Here is a 13,929-nt window from a genome sequence, read left to right as displayed (position 1 = left end):
CGACGCCTGAGGGTCGGACTGCAACCGAAAGGCCGCCGCCCGGCGCCGGCGGCCTATCCCTCTTCCGACGAGCCCCACGGGCCGTGGTGCAGCCCCTCGGCGTCGACGCGCTCGAAGCCGTGGGCACCGAAATAGTCGCGCTGACCCTGGATCAGGTTGGCCGTGCCGCGCGCCTGGCGGAAAAGATCGAAATAGCCGAGCGCGGCCGACAGCGCCGGCACCGGCAGGCCGGCAAGCGCGGCGCGGGCGACGACGCGGCGCAGCGACGCGTGCGACTGGCCCATCATGGCGACGAAATCGCGCGTCAGCAGAAGATGCTCGGCGTCGGGGTCGTCGTCATAGGCGCGGGCGAGCCGGTCGAGGAACTGCGAGCGGATGATGCAGCCGGCGCGCCAGATGCGGGCGATGGTGGCCATCGGCAGGTCCCAGCGGAACTCGCAGGAAGCTTCCTCCATCACTGCGAACCCTTGCGCGTAGGCCGCGACCTTGCCTGCGAACAGCCCGAGCTCGAGATCCTCGAGGAAGGCGGCGTCTGGCTTGTCGGCCGACGGCGCGGCGCGGCCGCCATAGGCGGCAGCGGCCCGGGCGCGCATCGCCTTCTCGGCCGAAAGGCTGCGCGCGGCGACGGCCGCCTCGATGGCCGTTGCCGGCACGCCCATCATCTGCGCCTCGATCACCGCCCAGCGGCCGGTTCCCTTCTGCCCGGCGCGGTCGAGGATCATGTCGACCAGCGGCCGGCCGGTCTGCGGGTCCGCGGTGGCCAGCACCTCGGCGGTGATCTCGACCAGATAGGAGTTGAGCCGCCCGCCGTTCCAGCGGCCGAAGATCGCGCCGATCTCGCCCGCGGCCATGCCGAAGCCGTCGCGCAGGACGCCGTAAATCTCGGCGATCATCTGCATGTCGGCATATTCGATGCCGTTGTGGATAGTCTTGACGAAATGGCCGGCCCCGCCCTCGCCGAGCCACGCCGCGCACGGCTCGCCCTCATAGCGGGCGGCGATGGCGGTCAGGATCGGCTCGACGCGGGCATAGGCCTCGCGGCAGCCGCCGACCATGATGGAGGGGCCGTGTCGCGCGCCGAACGCGCCGCCGGAGACGCCCATGCCGATGAAGGTGATGCCGGAACCCTCGAGGTCGTCGAAGCGGCGCATCGTGTCGCGGAAATTGGCGTTGCCGCCGTCGATGACGATGTCGCCCTCGGACAGGAACTCGCGCAGGCCGCGAATCTGCTCGTCCACCGCCTTGCCGGCCTGCACCATCAGGATGATCGGCCGCGGCGGCCTGATCTGGGCCGCGAGCTCCTTCAGCGAGGTGCAGGGAACGATGTTGCCGCGCAGGTCGCCGGCGTTCTCGAAGAACGCGCCGGTGCGCGACGAGGTCCGGTTGTAGACGGCTACCGGATAACCCTTCTCGGCTATGTTGAGGGCAAGACCCGAACCCATGACGCCGAGACCGATCAGTCCGATTTCCGCTTTGGCCATGATTGCTCCCGGTTGAGGTGGCTTCCGGCAAGAACAAATATGATGAACAGGCGCCGGAGCCAAGACAAGCGCCTGCCATGCATGGCTGCCATACCCGATGCAGTGCACAAAAATTTGCTCGCAACAGCGAAGATGGCAGATGAACCGGCAATCGAGCCGGCTTACTGCTTGCGCAGCCTGCGGCCGTAAAGCTCCAGCCGGTGATGGACGATCTCGTAGCCGAGCGAGCGGGCGATCTCCTGCTGGAGCTGCTCGATGCGGTCGGACTGGAACTCGATCACGTCGCCGGTGTCGATGTCGATCAGGTGATCGTGATGCTCGCCCGCCGCCGGCTCGAAGCGCGACGGCCCGCCCTCGAAGGCGTGGCGGTGGATCGCGCCGATGCCTTCCAGCAGCTTCATGGTGCGATAGACGGTCGACAGCGAGATGCCCCGGTCGACCTCGACCGCGCGGCGGAAGATTTCCATGGCGTCGGGATGGTCGCCCGCGTCGGCGAGGATGCCGAGGATGATGCGGCGCGGGCGGGTGATGCGCACGCCGGCCCGGCGCAGGGCGGTCTCGTAGTCTGGGTCCGGATTCGCGGTCTCGCTCATGGCCGGACTATGCGTCAGGAGCGCCGACGATGCAAAGCGCAATGGCGGACACCATGCCATGCCCGGCAGGCTTTTCCGGGTCGCCCCCCTCGCAAGCGCAGCCATCCGCGCCGACGGGTCGATGCCCGCACTATCTTTCTAATTGCAAACGATTTGCAATTGCATTGACGAAACGCGAAAGGCGGGCTATGTAAGACTGGCAACCAGACCTCCCGATCCCTCGACCCAGCCGGATACAATGTCTCTCAGAAGCCTCATCGCCGCCGCCCTCCTCGGCCTCGCCGCCCTCCCCGCCTCCGCCGCCGGGGATGACGGGTTCAAGGTCGTCACCACCTTCACCGTCATCGCCGACATCGCGCAGAACGTCGCCGGTGATGCCGCGACCGTCGAATCGATCACCCGGCCGGACGCCGAGATCCATAACTACCAGCCGACGCCGGGCGACATCCTCAAGGCGCAGGATGCCGACCTGATCCTGTGGAACGGGCTGAACCTCGAACAGTGGTTCGAACGCTTCTTCCGCAATCTGAAGGACGTGCCGAGCGCGGTGGTCAGCGAGGGCGTCGAGCCGCTGGGCATCCGCGAAGGCCCCTATAGCGGCAAGCCGAACCCGCATGCCTGGATGTCGCCGTCGGACGTGCTCGTCTATGTCGAGAACATCCGCGCTGCCTTTGCCGAGCACGACCCCGACAATGCCGAGACCTACGCGGCGAACGCCAAGGCCTATGCCGCGGAAATAGAGGCCGTGGCCGGGCCGATCCGCGAGAAGCTCGCCGCGATTCCCGAGGAGAAGCGCTGGCTCGTCACCAGCGAAGGCGCATTTTCCTATCTTGCGCGCGATTTCGGCTTGAAGGAACTTTATCTCTGGCCGATCAATGCCGACAGCCAGGGCACGCCCCAGCAGATCAGGAAGGTCATCGACGCGGTGCGCGAGCACTCCATCCCCGCAATCTTCAGCGAAAGCACGGTTTCGCCCGACCCGGCCATGCAGGTGGCGCGCGAGACCGGCGCCCACTATGGCGGCATGCTCTACGTCGACTCGCTGTCCGGCCCCGACGGCCCGGTGCCGACCTATCTCGATCTCCTGAAGGTCACGGCCGAGACCATCGCCGAGGGTCTTACCCGATGAGAAACGCAACGGGGAAACCGCATTCCCCTGCGGCCGGCGCGGCGAGCGCCGGCCTCGCCGTTTCCGGCGTGTCCGTCACCTATCCCAACGGCCACACGGCGCTGCGCGACGCCTCCTTCTCGATCCCGCGCGGCACGATCGCCGCGCTCGTCGGCGTCAACGGCTCCGGAAAATCCACCCTGTTCAAGGCGATCATGGGCTTCGTGCCGCTCAGCGCCGGCTCGGTCTCGATCATGGGCGAGCCGGCCGGCCGGGCGCTGAAGCGCAACGCGGTCGCCTACGTGCCGCAGGCCGAGGACGTCGACTGGAGCTTTCCGATCCTCGTCGAGGACGTCGTCATGATGGGCCGCTACGGCCACATGAACTTCCTGCGCATGCCGAAGGCGCGCGACCGCGAGAAGGTCGCGGAGTCGCTGGAGCGCGTCGGCATGGCCGATTTCCGCAAGCGCCAGATCGGCGAGCTTTCCGGCGGGCAGAAGAAGCGCGTCTTCCTCGCCCGGGCACTGGCGCAGGAGGGCGAGGTGATCCTGCTCGACGAGCCGTTCACCGGCGTCGACGTGACGACCGAGGAAGCGATCATCGCGCTGCTCAGGACCCTGCGCGACGAGGGCCGCGTCATGCTGGTCTCCACCCACAATCTCGGCTCCGTGCCGGAATTCTGCGACCGCGCCGTGCTGATCAAGGGCACGGTGCTGGCGCACGGCCTGACGCACGACGTGTTCAACCGCGCCAATCTGGAGCGGGCGTTCGGCGGCACGCTGCGCCATTTCGTCCTCGGCGGGCCGGACCTGCACGACGACGAGGACGGGCGCGCCATCACCGTCCTTTCCGACGACGAGCGGCCCTTCGTGCTCTATGGCGACCAGGCGCAGTCGAGTGCCGGGTTGGCCACCGCCGGGCCGACCGCACCGCCCGGCGAAGCGACGGGAAAGGGCGAGGGATGAGCGTCCTTCTCGAACCCTTCGCCTATGGCTACATGGTCAACGCCATGTGGGTGTCGGCGCTGGTCGGCGCGGTCTGCGCCTTCCTGTCGGCCTATCTGATGCTCAAGGGCTGGTCGCTGATCGGCGATGCGCTGTCGCACGCCATCGTGCCGGGGGTCGCCGGGGCCTACATGCTCGGCCTGCCCTTCGCCTTCGGCGCGTTCTTCTCCGGCGGGCTGGCGGCGGCGGCGATGCTGTTCCTGAGCCAGAAAACGAACCTGAAGGAGGACGCCGTCATCGGCCTGATCTTCACCTCCTTTTTCGGCCTCGGACTGTTCATGGTCTCGCTGTCGCCGACCTCGGTCAACATCCAGACTATTGTGCTCGGCAACATCCTCGCCGTGACCCCGGCCGATACGCTTCAGCTCGTCATCATCGCCGGCGTGTCGCTGGCGATCCTCACCGCCAAGTGGAAGGACTTCATGGCCGTCTTCTTCGACGAGGCGCATGCCCGCTCCATCGGCCTGAAACCCGGCCTCTTGCGCGTCGTCTTCTTCACGCTCCTGTCGGCCTCGACCGTGGCGGCGTTGCAGACGGTCGGCGCGTTCCTCGTCATCGCCATGGTGGTGACGCCGGGCGCGACCGCCTATCTCCTGACCGACCGCTTCGGCAGGCTGATTGTCATCAGCGTCCTGATCGGCACGCTGACCAGCTTCACCGGCGCCTATGCAAGCTACTTCATCGACGGCGCGACCGGCGGCATCATCGTCGTCCTGCAAACGCTGATCTTCCTCGCCGCCTTCTTCCTCGCGCCCCGGCACGGCCTTCTCGCCGCGCGGCGCAAGGCGCGCGCCGGGCTCAGCGCAGAGGCATGACGATGATCGACACGCTGCTCCTGCCGTTCCAGTTCCCGTTCATGCAGCAGGCGTTCCTCGCCGCGCTGCTGGTGGCGCTGCCGATGGGGCTAATCTCGTCCTTCCTCGTGCTCAAGGGCTGGTCGCTGATGGGCGATGCCATCAGCCACGCGGTGCTGCCCGGCGTCATCCTCGCCTACGCGGCCGGCCTGCCGCTGGCAGCCGGGGCCTTCGCCGCCGGCATGATCTGCGCGCTGGCCACCGGTTATCTCAAGGAGAACAGCCGTGTGAAGGAGGACACGGTGATGGGCGTCGTCTTTTCCGGCATGTTCGGCCTCGGCATCGTGCTCTATTCCTTCATCGAGACCGAGCTGCACCTCGACCACATCCTGTTCGGCGACATACTCGGCCTGACATGGGCCGATGTCGTGGAGACGGGGCTGATCGCGCTGGTCGTCGTCGGGTTCGTCGGCCTTTTCAAGCGCGACCTGCTGGCCGTCGCCTTCGACCCCGCCCATGCGCGCGCCATCGGCTTGGCCGTACGCTTCTACCACTACGGGCTCCTGGCGGTGCTGTCGCTTTCCATCGTCGGCGCGCTGAAGGCGGCCGGCATCATCCTCGCGGTGGCGATGCTGATCGCGCCGGGCGCCAGCGCCTTCCTCCTCACCCGCCGCTTCGAGGCGATGCTGGGGGCGGCGGTGGCGATCGCCGCCGGCTGCTCGTTCCTCGGCGTTTACCTGTCGTTCTTCATCGACAGCGCCCCGGCCCCGACCATCGTCGTGCTGATGACGGCGGTGTTCATCGCCGCCTTCACGCGCTCGCGGCTTCAGGCCGCGGCGGCGGCCAGGGCCTGACGCGCTAGCCGCGCGCCGGGATGACGAGGCCCTTCGCGCTCGCGGGGCGGGCGAGGCAGCGGTCGAGCCAGGCTGCGACCGCCGGGAAGCCGTCATAGCCGACGAGGTCGCCCGCCTCGTAGAAGTCGCGCAGCGTGCGCACCCACGGGAAGATGGCGATGTCGGCGATGGTGTAGTCCTCGCCCATCATCCACTTGCCGCCCGAAAGGCGGCCTTCCAGCACGCCGAGCAGGCGCTTCGATTCGCCGGCATAGCGTTCGAGCGGGCGCTTGTCCTCGATCTCGCGGCCGGCGAACTTGTGGAAGAAGCCGAGCTGGCCGAACATCGGGCCGATGGCCGCCATCTGGAAGAACACCCACTGGATGGTCTCGTAGCGGCGCGCCGGATCGGCGGGCATGAGCTTGCCGGTCTTCTCGGCGAGATAGACGAGGATCGCGCCCGATTCGAACAGCGCCAGCGGCTTGCCGCCCGGCCCGTCTGGATCGAGGATCGCCGGGATCTTGCCGTTGGGATTGAGCGACAGGAACGGCTCGGTCCAGGTCTCGTTCTTCGTGATGTCGACGAGATGCGCCTCGTAGGGCAGGCCGAGTTCCTCCAGCGCGATGGCGACCTTGACGCCGTTCGGCGTCGCGAAGGAATAGAGCTGGAGCTTTTCCGGCTCCTTCGCCGGCCAGCGCGCGGTGATCGCAAAGCTCGAAAGATCGGTCATGGGAAGAAGCCTCGTTCAGGGAAGGCGCCGCCTCGCGGCGCGGAATCGGACGGGACAGAGATAGGCCCCCCGCCGCGCCGCGCGCAAGACATGGGAAGCGAACGCTGCGTAAACGGGCGGTGTCCGCCCCGCCCTTTCCTGCCACTCAGGGCCGGTAGGCCTTGACCGCGACGGTGGCGTTGGTGCCGCCGAAGGCGAAGGAATTGCTGAGCGCGGCGCGCACCTCGCGCTCGCGGGCGACGTTGGGGGTGACGTCGAGGTCGCAGTCCGGGTCCGGCGTCGTATAGTTCGCGGTCGGCGGCACGACACCGTCGGTCACGGCCTTGACGCAGGCGATCATCTCCAGCGCCGCGGTCGCGCCGAGGCAATGGCCGTGCATCGACTTGGTCGAGGAGACGGAAAGGCGGTCCGCCGCCTCGCCGAAGGCGCGGCGGATGGCCTGCGTCTCGATCTGGTCGTTCATCTTCGTGCCGGTGCCGTGGGCGTTGACGTAGTCGACGTCCTGCGGCGCGAGGCCCGCATCGGCGAGGCAGTTCGCCATCGCCGCCGTCGGCCCCTCGACGGTGGGGGCGACGATGTCGGTGGCGTCGGCCGACATGCCGCAGCCGGCATATTCGGCGAGGATCGGCGCGCCCCGCGCCAGCGCGTGCTCCAGCCGCTCCAGCACGATGACGCCGGCGCCCTCGCCGATCACCAGCCCGTCGCGATCGGCCGAGAACGGGCGGCAGGTCTGCCGGGCGAGGACGCGCATCGCCTCCCAGCCCTTGAGCACGCCCCAGATGATCGGCGCCTCGGTGCCGCCCGCCAGCATGACGTCGGCGCGGCCGAGCACGATCTGGTCGGCAGCGGAGACGATCGAATGGTTGCCGCTCGAGCAGGCGGAGCTGACGGCGAAGACCGGGCCGCGCAGGCCGAGATCCATGCTGACCTGCCCGGCGGGCGCGGCGGTCATGCCGCGCGGGATGGAGAAGATGTTGGCGCGCGGCCGCCCCTCGAGCAGGATGCCGCGATAATTGTCCTCGATCGTCTCCCAGCCGCAGACGCCGGTGCCGATCACCGCGCCGGCGCGCGTCGAGGCCTCCGCGTCGAGGGCGAGCCCGGCCTGCGCCGCCGCCTCGCGCGCGGCGATCACGGCGAGCAGGCTGAAGCGGTCCATGGTCACCAGCCGCTTGTGCTCGATGCCGTGGTCGGGCAGTTGCGCGATCTCGGCCCCGCAGGAAACCTTGAGCTCGTGCAGCGGCGTCGTGGTGATGGGGCCGATGCCGGAGCGGCCGGCGCGCATCGCCTGCCAGATCGCGGGGACGTCGGTGCCGAGCGCGCAGATGCCGCCGAGCCCGGTGATGACGATGCGCGGACGCGTCATGTCAGGCCTTGGTCTCGACCAGCCCGCGCACGGCATCGACGATGTCGCCGACATTGGTCAGGTTCGCCCAGGCGTCGACGGTGTTCATCTCGATCTCGATGTCGAACTCGTCCTCCAGCTCGAAGACGATCTCCGTCAGCTCGAGCGAATGGATGCCCAGCTCGCTCAATTCGGTGTCGAGCGTGATCGCGCCGGTTTCGGGAGCAGCGTGAGCCTTGATCTTGCCGAGGATGGTTGTCGCCAGTTCATCGCTCATTCGTCCGTCCTTTTGTGAAACCTCGCCAGGGCGCGCTCGGCCGAACGCCAGCTATAGAAGCGCAATCGCGGGCGCGCAACAACCCCGCGCCATAATCGCCGCGCTTGCCGGCCGTGGGCCATGCGGCATGCGAGACTCCACTTTCCGGCGCATTCGGCTAGTCTGCCGGTGATGAGTCGGGGGAGGCATCGTCATGTATCTCGCAGTCGGATCGCCAGGGTCGCGTCTCATACGCGTCACCTGGATGCTGGAGGAGCTGGGCCAGCCCTATCGCATCCTCAAGGCGGCGCGCGACAGCGAGGAGATGCGGCGCTACCACCCCTCCGGCAAGGGGCCGGTGCTGGTCGACGACGGCATGACCGTCACCGACTCCGCCGCGATCTGCGCCTATCTCGCCGACAAGCATCCGGAAAAGGAGATGGGGCCGAAGACGCCGGCCGAGCGCGCCCATCTCAACGCCTGGCTGTTCTTCGCCCAGTCGGAGCTGGAAGCGCCGCTGTGGAACCGCCAGAAGCACGCGTCGATGCTGCCCGAGATCGAGCGAGTCGACGTCGGCCCGTGGACGACGGCCGAATTCAACCGCGAGATCAACGCGCTCGAGGCAAGGCTGGGCGAATCGAGCTTCGCCATGGGCAACCGCTTCACCGCGGCCGACGTGATCCTCGGCCATTGCGGGCAATGGGCGCGGGATTCGCAGTTCACGATCACCTCGGACCGGGTGAACGCCTATTTCAACCGAGTGCTGGCCCGGCCGGCCCTGGCCCGCGCCAGGGCGCGGGAAGCGGCGGCCGAATAGAGCCGCTCAATCCGCGCCCCTCAATCGACGCCCCTCAATCGACGCCCCTCAATCGACGAACGCGCGCTCGACGACGAACTCGGCCGGCGCGGCGTTGGAGCCTTCCTTCAGCCCCGCCTTCTCGACCAGCGCCTTGACGTCGCGGATCATGTCCATCGAGCCGCAGATCATTACCCGGTCGACGGCGGGGTCGAAGGGCGGCATGCAGAGGTCCTCGAACAGCTTGCCGCTCTCGATCAGCGCCGTGATGCGGCCGGAGCGCGCATAGGGCTCGCGCGTCGCGGTGGCATAGTGGAAGAAGCGGCCCTGAACCAGCTCGCCGATCAGCGGGTCCTCGACGAGGTTCCTCGCCAGCTCCTCGCCATAGGTCAGTTCCGCCACCTCGCGGCAGGTGTGGGTGAGGATCACCTCGTCGAACTTCTCGTAGGTCTCGGGGTCGCGCATCAGGCTGGCGAAGGGCGCGATGCCGGTGCCGGTCGAGATCATCCACAGCCGCTTGCCCGGCGTCAGCGCGTCGAGCACCAGCGTGCCGGTCGACTTCTGGCGCATCAGCACCGTGTCGCCCGGCTTGATCTTCTGCAGATGCTGGGTCAGCGGGCCGTCCGGCACCTTGATCGAGAAGAATTCCAGCTCCTCGTCCCAGGACGGGCTGGCGATGGAATAGGCGCGGAACACGGGCTTCGCCGCATTGGGCAGGCCGATCATGACGAACTCGCCCGAGCGGAAGCGGAAGCTCTGCGGCCGGGTGATGCGGAACGAGAACAGAAAGTCGGTGTAGTGGCGGACCGAAATCACCTTCTCGGCATGGACCCCGGCCGGAATCGGAAATTCGGGAGCGGCGGCGACGTCCGTCTCCTGGCGCGCGGCTTGTGTCATTCCTGGCATCCTGTCTGTTGATGGCTGGCCGGAGAGGTGTCGCTGCGGGACATGAACAACTGCTGTAATACGCGCTTTCGATTAATATGGGAAAATTTGTTGCGTCAAGGCAGTGGCATAGGGCCGCACGGCCTGTATGCAAAGGGCGGGCATCGACAGTCGCGGGACGGCCCGGCCCGCAGCACGGGAGAAGAAGATGAGCGCGAAAGCCCTGATCGTCGTCGACATCCAGAACGATTTCTGCCCCGGCGGGGCGCTGGCGGTGGCCGGCGGCGACGAGATCGTGCCGCTGGTCAACGCCCTGATCGGCGCGTTCGACCATGTGGTGCTGACGCAGGACTGGCACCCGGCCGGCCATTCGAGCTTCGCCTCCACCCATCCCGGCCGCCAGCCCTTCGAGACGATCGACATGCCCTACGGACCGCAGACGCTGTGGCCCGACCATTGCGTGCAGGGCACGAGGGGCGCGGACTTTCATCCCGGCCTCGACTGGACGAAGGCGCAGCTGGTCATCCGCAAGGGCTTTCGCCCCTCGATCGATTCCTATTCGGCCTTCTTCGAGAACGACCACAAGACGCCAACCGGCCTTGCCGGCTATTTGAAGGAGCGCGGCATCTCGGACCTGACCTTCGTCGGCCTGGCCACCGATTACTGCGTCGCCTATTCGGCGCTCGACGCGGTGCGGCACGGCTTTTCCGCGACGGTCGAGACGGGCGCCTGCCGCGCCATCGATCTCGGTGGCTCGCTGGAAGCGATGACGCGCAGGATGGCCGAAGCGGGCGTCACGCTTGCCTGAATCTCAGCCGGCCGCGGCGGCGGCCGGCTCGATCTCGACCAGCGGTGCGGGAATCGACGTCGTCTTTTCCGGCGACTTGCAGATGTCGGCGATGACGCAGGCCGGGCAGTCCGGCTTGCGCGCCTTGCAGACATAGCGGCCGTGCAGGATCAGCCAGTGGTGGGCGTGGCGCATGTAGTGCGGCGGGATCACCCGCACCAGCGTCGCCTCGACCTGCTCCGGCGTCTTGCCCGGGGCGAGGCCGATGCGGTTGCCGATGCGGAAGATGTGGGTGTCGACCGCCATGGTCGGCTCGCCGAAGAAGATGTTGAGCACCACATTGGCGGTCTTGCGGCCGACGCCGGGCAGCGCGGTCAACGCCTCGCGCGTGCCGGGCACCTCGCCGCCATGATCGCGGATCAGCGCCTCGCTGAGCGCGATCACGTTCTTCGCCTTGTTGCGCCACAGGCCGATGGTGCGGATATAGGCGCCCACCTTCTCCTCGCCCAGCGCCAGCATCTTCTGCGGCGTGTCGGCGACGGCAAAGAGCGGCCCGGTCGCCTTGTTGACGCCGACATCGGTCGCCTGCGCCGACAGGACCACCGCCACCAGAAGGGTGAAGGCGTTGATGTAGTCGAGCTCGCCCTTCGGCGCGGGCCGCTGGACCGAGAAGCGGCGGAAGATCTCCTCGATCTCGGCCGGGGTGTAGAGCGTCAAAGGCGGCCGCTTGGGGCTCGGGCGGGGCTTCGCCAGCGCGTTGGGGCGCACGGCGCGGCCTTCCGTATCGGCAGGAGCCGTCTTGCCGGCGATTTTATCCTTGGGGTTTCGCATGGCTTCTCTATACTCGGCTCCATGGCCGAGATGAAAGCCGCAGACGAACCCTTTTTCCGCGCCTTGCTGGTGCCGTACCGCTCGCTCGGCCGCAAGGGCTTCCTGATCCTGATGGGGCTGTGCGCCGCGGTGTGGCTGACGACCGGGGCGGCGTTCCTGTCGATGGGCGCGTGGCCGGTGTTCGGCTTCTTCGGCCTCGACGTCCTCGCCCTCTACCTCGCCTTCCATTTCAACTACCGCGCCGCGCGGGTGCGCGAGGAGGTGTCGGTGTCGCGCACCGCGCTCGACATCGTCAAGGTCGCGCCTTCGGGCCGGCGGCAGGCGCACCGGTTCAACCCGTTCTGGACCCGTTTCAACGTCGCCCGCCACGAGGAGATCGGCATCACAGGCATGGCGGTCGAGGGCGAGGGGCGCAGGGTGGCCATCGGTTCCTTCCTCAACCCCGACGACCGCGAGAGCTTCGCCACCGCCTTCGGCCGGGCGCTGGCGACGGCGAAGCTGAGATAGGGCATACCCGCGCAGGAATCGGGTGGCGAAAGGCACTTTCCGGCACGATATTGCCGGTCAAGGAGACTTCGCCATGAACATCAACACCCCCACCGCGATCCTCGAACGCGACATCACCCCGACCGGGCCGGACTACGAGACCGTACGCCGGGTGATCGAGAAGATCAGCCTCGACTATCGCGACCAGCCGTCGCTGGAGGAGCTCGCCGCCGATGTCGGCGAGACGCCGACCGGCCTGCAGAAGCTGTTCACCCGCTGGGCCGGCCTGTCGCCCAAGGGCTTCCTTCAGGCGGTCACGCTCGACCATGCGCGCCACCTGCTCGACGAGGGGCTGCCCCTGCTCGAGGCCGCCTTCGAGGTCGGCATGTCGGGGCCGGGGCGGCTGCACGACCTCTTCGTCACCCACGAGGCGATGTCGCCGGGCGACTACAAGAGCCGCGGCCAGGGCCTCGCCATCCGCTACGGCTATCACCCCTCGCCTTTCGGCACCGCGCTGCTGATGATCACCGAGCGCGGGCTGGCGGGGCTGGCCTTCTGCGACGCCGGGGCCGAGCGCGAGGCGTTCGAGGACATGGCCAGCCGCTGGCCGAACGCGTCCTATGCCGAGGATTCGGCGGCGACCGCGCCCTATGCCGCGCGCATCTTCGACCCCGCCCGCTGGCGGCCGGACGAGCCGCTGCGCGTGGTGCTGATCGGCACCGACTTCCAGGTCCGGGTGTGGGAGGCGCTGCTGAAGATTCCGATGAACCAGGCGCGCACCTATTCGTCCATCGCCGCCGAGATCGGCCGGCCGGCGGCAAGCCGGGCGGTCGGCGCGGCCATCGGCGCCAACCCGGTCTCGTTCGTGGTGCCGTGCCACCGGGCGCTCGGCAAGACCGGGGCGCTGACCGGCTACCACTGGGGCCTGACGCGCAAGCGCGCCATGCTCGGCTGGGAGGCGGGACAGGCCAGCGCGGCCTGACCCGCCGACGCCTCCGGCGGGCGATCCACGGCCGTTTCGATATTTCCGATCGAACATATCTGCTGCGCTTCGGCGTCGTTTGAGCTCTGTCAATCCGCCCTTGATGGGGATTGGATATATACGTATGAATATATCCAATCCTTCCCGCGCCGCATCCCGCGGCGCCATCTTTCAAGGGGTTATCCGATGCTGAACCGCAGACGCTTCACCACGCGCATGGTCGCGCTCGCCGCCGGTCTCGCCGCGATGCTGGCAGCGCCGCTGCCGGCCGCGCTGGCGCAGGACACCGTCACCGTCTTCGCGGCCGCGAGCCTGAAGAACGCGCTCGACAACATCAACGCCGCCTGGAAGGCCGACAGCGGCAAGGAGGCGACGATCTCCTATGCCGGCAGCTCGGCGCTGGCCAAGCAGATCGAGGAAGGCGCGCCGGCCGACGTGTTCATCTCGGCCGACCTCGCCTGGATGGACTATCTGTCGGAGAAGAACCTGACGCAGAAGGACACCGAGGTGCAGCTTCTCGGCAACCGCATCGTGCTGGTCGCGCCGGCCGATTCCACCACCGAGATCGAGATCGCGCCCGGCTTCGATCTCGCCGGCACGCTGGGCGACGAGCGTCTCGCCATGGCCAACACCGATTCCGTCCCGGCCGGCAAATACGGCAAGGCGGCGCTGGAGAAGCTCGGCGTGTGGGACGCGGTCGCGCCCAGGGTGGCGCAGGCCGAGAACGTGCGCGCCGCGCTCGCGCTCGTCGCCGCAGGCGAGGCCCCGCTCGGCATCGTCTACCAGACCGACGCCGCCGCCGACCCGGCGGTCAGGATCGTCGGCACCTTCCCGCAGGACACCCACGACCCGATCATCTACCCGGCGGCGCTGACCGCCGAGGCTAAGGCCACGGACGCCGCCGCCTTCCTCGACTACCTCAAGACGGACACCGCCAGGGGGCTGTTCGAGGAGCAGGGTTTCACCGTATTGACGGCCAACTGAGAACAGCCAGCGGACGGGGGAAAAGCAGTCGTGGCGG

Annotated in this window: 16 protein-coding genes; 9 read left to right on the top strand and 7 right to left on the bottom strand. The window is 68.0% G+C overall.

Annotation, left to right across the window (positions count from 1 at the left end):
• Nucleotides 1–53 precede the first annotated feature (53 nt).
• Both gndA and M9945_RS04525 read right to left on the bottom strand, forming a co-directional pair.
• The gene (gndA, locus tag M9945_RS04530) at nucleotides 54–1,481 is read right to left on the bottom strand and encodes an NADP-dependent phosphogluconate dehydrogenase (protein WP_367943582.1); all 1,428 of its coding nucleotides are present in this window, start codon (nucleotides 1,479–1,481) and stop codon (nucleotides 54–56) included.
• Between the two features lie 161 nt (nucleotides 1,482–1,642).
• Nucleotides 1,643–2,074, bottom strand: a complete 432-nt coding sequence (locus M9945_RS04525; protein WP_367943581.1) for a Fur family transcriptional regulator — start codon at nucleotides 2,072–2,074, stop codon at nucleotides 1,643–1,645.
• A 238-nt stretch (nucleotides 2,075–2,312) separates the two neighbouring features.
• Between M9945_RS04525 and M9945_RS04520 the strand changes: the two genes are divergently transcribed.
• From M9945_RS04520 to M9945_RS04505, 4 genes are read left to right on the top strand one after another with little or no spacing between them, the layout of a single operon-like run.
• Nucleotides 2,313–3,203 carry a metal ABC transporter substrate-binding protein gene (locus M9945_RS04520; RefSeq protein WP_367943580.1) on the top strand — a complete coding sequence of 297 codons (891 nt, stop codon included), beginning with the start codon at nucleotides 2,313–2,315 and terminating at the stop codon, nucleotides 3,201–3,203.
• Nucleotides 3,200–4,147, top strand: coding sequence for a manganese/iron ABC transporter ATP-binding protein (locus M9945_RS04515; protein ID WP_367943579.1), 948 nt, complete (start codon nucleotides 3,200–3,202; stop codon nucleotides 4,145–4,147). Before M9945_RS04520 ends, M9945_RS04515 begins: the two co-directional genes overlap by 4 nt.
• Nucleotides 4,144–5,001, top strand: a complete 858-nt coding sequence (locus M9945_RS04510) for a metal ABC transporter permease (protein WP_367943578.1) — start codon at nucleotides 4,144–4,146, stop codon at nucleotides 4,999–5,001. The genes M9945_RS04515 and M9945_RS04510 overlap by 4 nt, the downstream gene beginning before the upstream one ends.
• A complete protein-coding gene (locus M9945_RS04505; protein WP_367943577.1) occupies nucleotides 4,998–5,834 on the top strand; it encodes a metal ABC transporter permease in 837 nt (278 codons plus the stop codon). The genes M9945_RS04510 and M9945_RS04505 overlap by 4 nt, the downstream gene beginning before the upstream one ends.
• A gap of 4 nt (nucleotides 5,835–5,838) precedes the next feature.
• Here M9945_RS04505 and M9945_RS04500 read toward each other — a convergent pair whose 3' ends face one another.
• The 3 genes from M9945_RS04500 to M9945_RS04490 all read right to left on the bottom strand — a co-directional run bounded on the left by M9945_RS04500 (nucleotide 5,839) and on the right by M9945_RS04490 (nucleotide 8,162).
• Nucleotides 5,839–6,543 carry a glutathione S-transferase family protein gene (locus M9945_RS04500; RefSeq protein WP_367943576.1) on the bottom strand — a complete coding sequence of 235 codons (705 nt, stop codon included), beginning with the start codon at nucleotides 6,541–6,543 and terminating at the stop codon, nucleotides 5,839–5,841.
• A 145-nt stretch (nucleotides 6,544–6,688) separates the two neighbouring features.
• Nucleotides 6,689–7,906, bottom strand: a complete 1,218-nt coding sequence (locus M9945_RS04495; protein WP_367943575.1) for a beta-ketoacyl synthase — start codon at nucleotides 7,904–7,906, stop codon at nucleotides 6,689–6,691.
• A 1-nt stretch (nucleotide 7,907) separates the two neighbouring features.
• Nucleotides 7,908–8,162, bottom strand: coding sequence for an acyl carrier protein (locus tag M9945_RS04490; RefSeq protein ID WP_367929916.1), 255 nt, complete (start codon nucleotides 8,160–8,162; stop codon nucleotides 7,908–7,910).
• 193 nt (nucleotides 8,163–8,355) lie between these two features.
• On the opposite strand from M9945_RS04490, the gene M9945_RS04485 reads away from it, so the two are divergent.
• Complete coding sequence (locus M9945_RS04485) at nucleotides 8,356–8,958, top strand: glutathione S-transferase family protein (protein ID WP_367943574.1); 603 nt, start codon at nucleotides 8,356–8,358, stop codon at nucleotides 8,956–8,958.
• Between the two features lie 48 nt (nucleotides 8,959–9,006).
• Here the strand turns inward: M9945_RS04485 and M9945_RS04480 are convergent, their stop codons facing one another.
• Nucleotides 9,007–9,834, bottom strand: coding sequence for a ferredoxin--NADP reductase (locus M9945_RS04480; RefSeq protein ID WP_367943573.1), 828 nt, complete (start codon nucleotides 9,832–9,834; stop codon nucleotides 9,007–9,009).
• Nucleotides 9,835–10,030: 196 nt separating this feature from the next.
• Here M9945_RS04480 and pncA point away from each other — a divergent pair, with 196 nt between their 5' ends.
• Nucleotides 10,031–10,630: a bifunctional nicotinamidase/pyrazinamidase gene (gene pncA, locus M9945_RS04475; RefSeq protein ID WP_367943572.1), complete on the top strand. Its 600-nt coding sequence runs from the start codon at nucleotides 10,031–10,033 to the stop codon at nucleotides 10,628–10,630.
• A 3-nt stretch (nucleotides 10,631–10,633) separates the two neighbouring features.
• Here pncA and nth read toward each other — a convergent pair whose 3' ends face one another.
• Nucleotides 10,634–11,440, bottom strand: coding sequence for an endonuclease III (gene nth, locus M9945_RS04470; protein ID WP_367943571.1), 807 nt, complete (start codon nucleotides 11,438–11,440; stop codon nucleotides 10,634–10,636).
• Between the two features lie 21 nt (nucleotides 11,441–11,461).
• On the opposite strand from nth, the gene M9945_RS04465 reads away from it, so the two are divergent.
• From M9945_RS04465 to modA, 3 genes are all read left to right on the top strand, one after another.
• Nucleotides 11,462–11,947 (top strand): DUF2244 domain-containing protein, encoded by a 486-nt coding sequence (locus M9945_RS04465; protein ID WP_367943570.1) that lies wholly within the window; start codon nucleotides 11,462–11,464, stop codon nucleotides 11,945–11,947.
• A 79-nt stretch (nucleotides 11,948–12,026) separates the two neighbouring features.
• Nucleotides 12,027–12,908 carry a methylated-DNA--[protein]-cysteine S-methyltransferase gene (locus tag M9945_RS04460; RefSeq protein WP_367944759.1) on the top strand — a complete coding sequence of 294 codons (882 nt, stop codon included), beginning with the start codon at nucleotides 12,027–12,029 and terminating at the stop codon, nucleotides 12,906–12,908.
• A 186-nt stretch (nucleotides 12,909–13,094) separates the two neighbouring features.
• On the top strand, nucleotides 13,095–13,892 hold the full coding sequence (modA, locus tag M9945_RS04455) for a molybdate ABC transporter substrate-binding protein (RefSeq protein WP_367943569.1): 798 nt from the start codon (nucleotides 13,095–13,097) through the stop codon (nucleotides 13,890–13,892).
• The last annotated feature ends 37 nt before the right edge of the window (nucleotides 13,893–13,929 follow it).

This window comes from Aquamicrobium sp. (assembly GCF_023954335.1).
Lineage (GTDB): Bacteria > Pseudomonadota > Alphaproteobacteria > Rhizobiales > Rhizobiaceae > Aerobium.
The sequence above is the reverse complement of the archived record's forward strand: the minus strand, read 5'-3'. Positions and strand labels throughout refer to the sequence as shown.

Coding starts and splice junctions, on each gene's coding strand:
- M9945_RS04515 (WP_367943579.1), top strand. CDS start 3,200: ATGAGAAACGCAACGGGGAAACCGCATTCCCCTGCGGCCGGCGCGGCG.
- M9945_RS04480 (WP_367943573.1), bottom strand. CDS start 9,834: ATGACACAAGCCGCGCGCCAGGAGACGGACGTCGCCGCCGCTCCCGAA.
- M9945_RS04520 (WP_367943580.1), top strand. CDS start 2,313: ATGTCTCTCAGAAGCCTCATCGCCGCCGCCCTCCTCGGCCTCGCCGCC.
- M9945_RS04505 (WP_367943577.1), top strand. CDS start 4,998: ATGACGATGATCGACACGCTGCTCCTGCCGTTCCAGTTCCCGTTCATG.
- pncA (WP_367943572.1), top strand. CDS start 10,031: ATGAGCGCGAAAGCCCTGATCGTCGTCGACATCCAGAACGATTTCTGC.
- M9945_RS04490 (WP_367929916.1), bottom strand. CDS start 8,162: ATGAGCGATGAACTGGCGACAACCATCCTCGGCAAGATCAAGGCTCAC.
- M9945_RS04510 (WP_367943578.1), top strand. CDS start 4,144: ATGAGCGTCCTTCTCGAACCCTTCGCCTATGGCTACATGGTCAACGCC.
- gndA (WP_367943582.1), bottom strand. CDS start 1,481: ATGGCCAAAGCGGAAATCGGACTGATCGGTCTCGGCGTCATGGGTTCG.
- nth (WP_367943571.1), bottom strand. CDS start 11,440: ATGCGAAACCCCAAGGATAAAATCGCCGGCAAGACGGCTCCTGCCGAT.
- M9945_RS04500 (WP_367943576.1), bottom strand. CDS start 6,543: ATGACCGATCTTTCGAGCTTTGCGATCACCGCGCGCTGGCCGGCGAAG.
- M9945_RS04485 (WP_367943574.1), top strand. CDS start 8,356: ATGTATCTCGCAGTCGGATCGCCAGGGTCGCGTCTCATACGCGTCACC.
- M9945_RS04525 (WP_367943581.1), bottom strand. CDS start 2,074: ATGAGCGAGACCGCGAATCCGGACCCAGACTACGAGACCGCCCTGCGC.
- modA (WP_367943569.1), top strand. CDS start 13,095: ATGCTGAACCGCAGACGCTTCACCACGCGCATGGTCGCGCTCGCCGCC.
- M9945_RS04465 (WP_367943570.1), top strand. CDS start 11,462: ATGGCCGAGATGAAAGCCGCAGACGAACCCTTTTTCCGCGCCTTGCTG.
- M9945_RS04495 (WP_367943575.1), bottom strand. CDS start 7,906: ATGACGCGTCCGCGCATCGTCATCACCGGGCTCGGCGGCATCTGCGCG.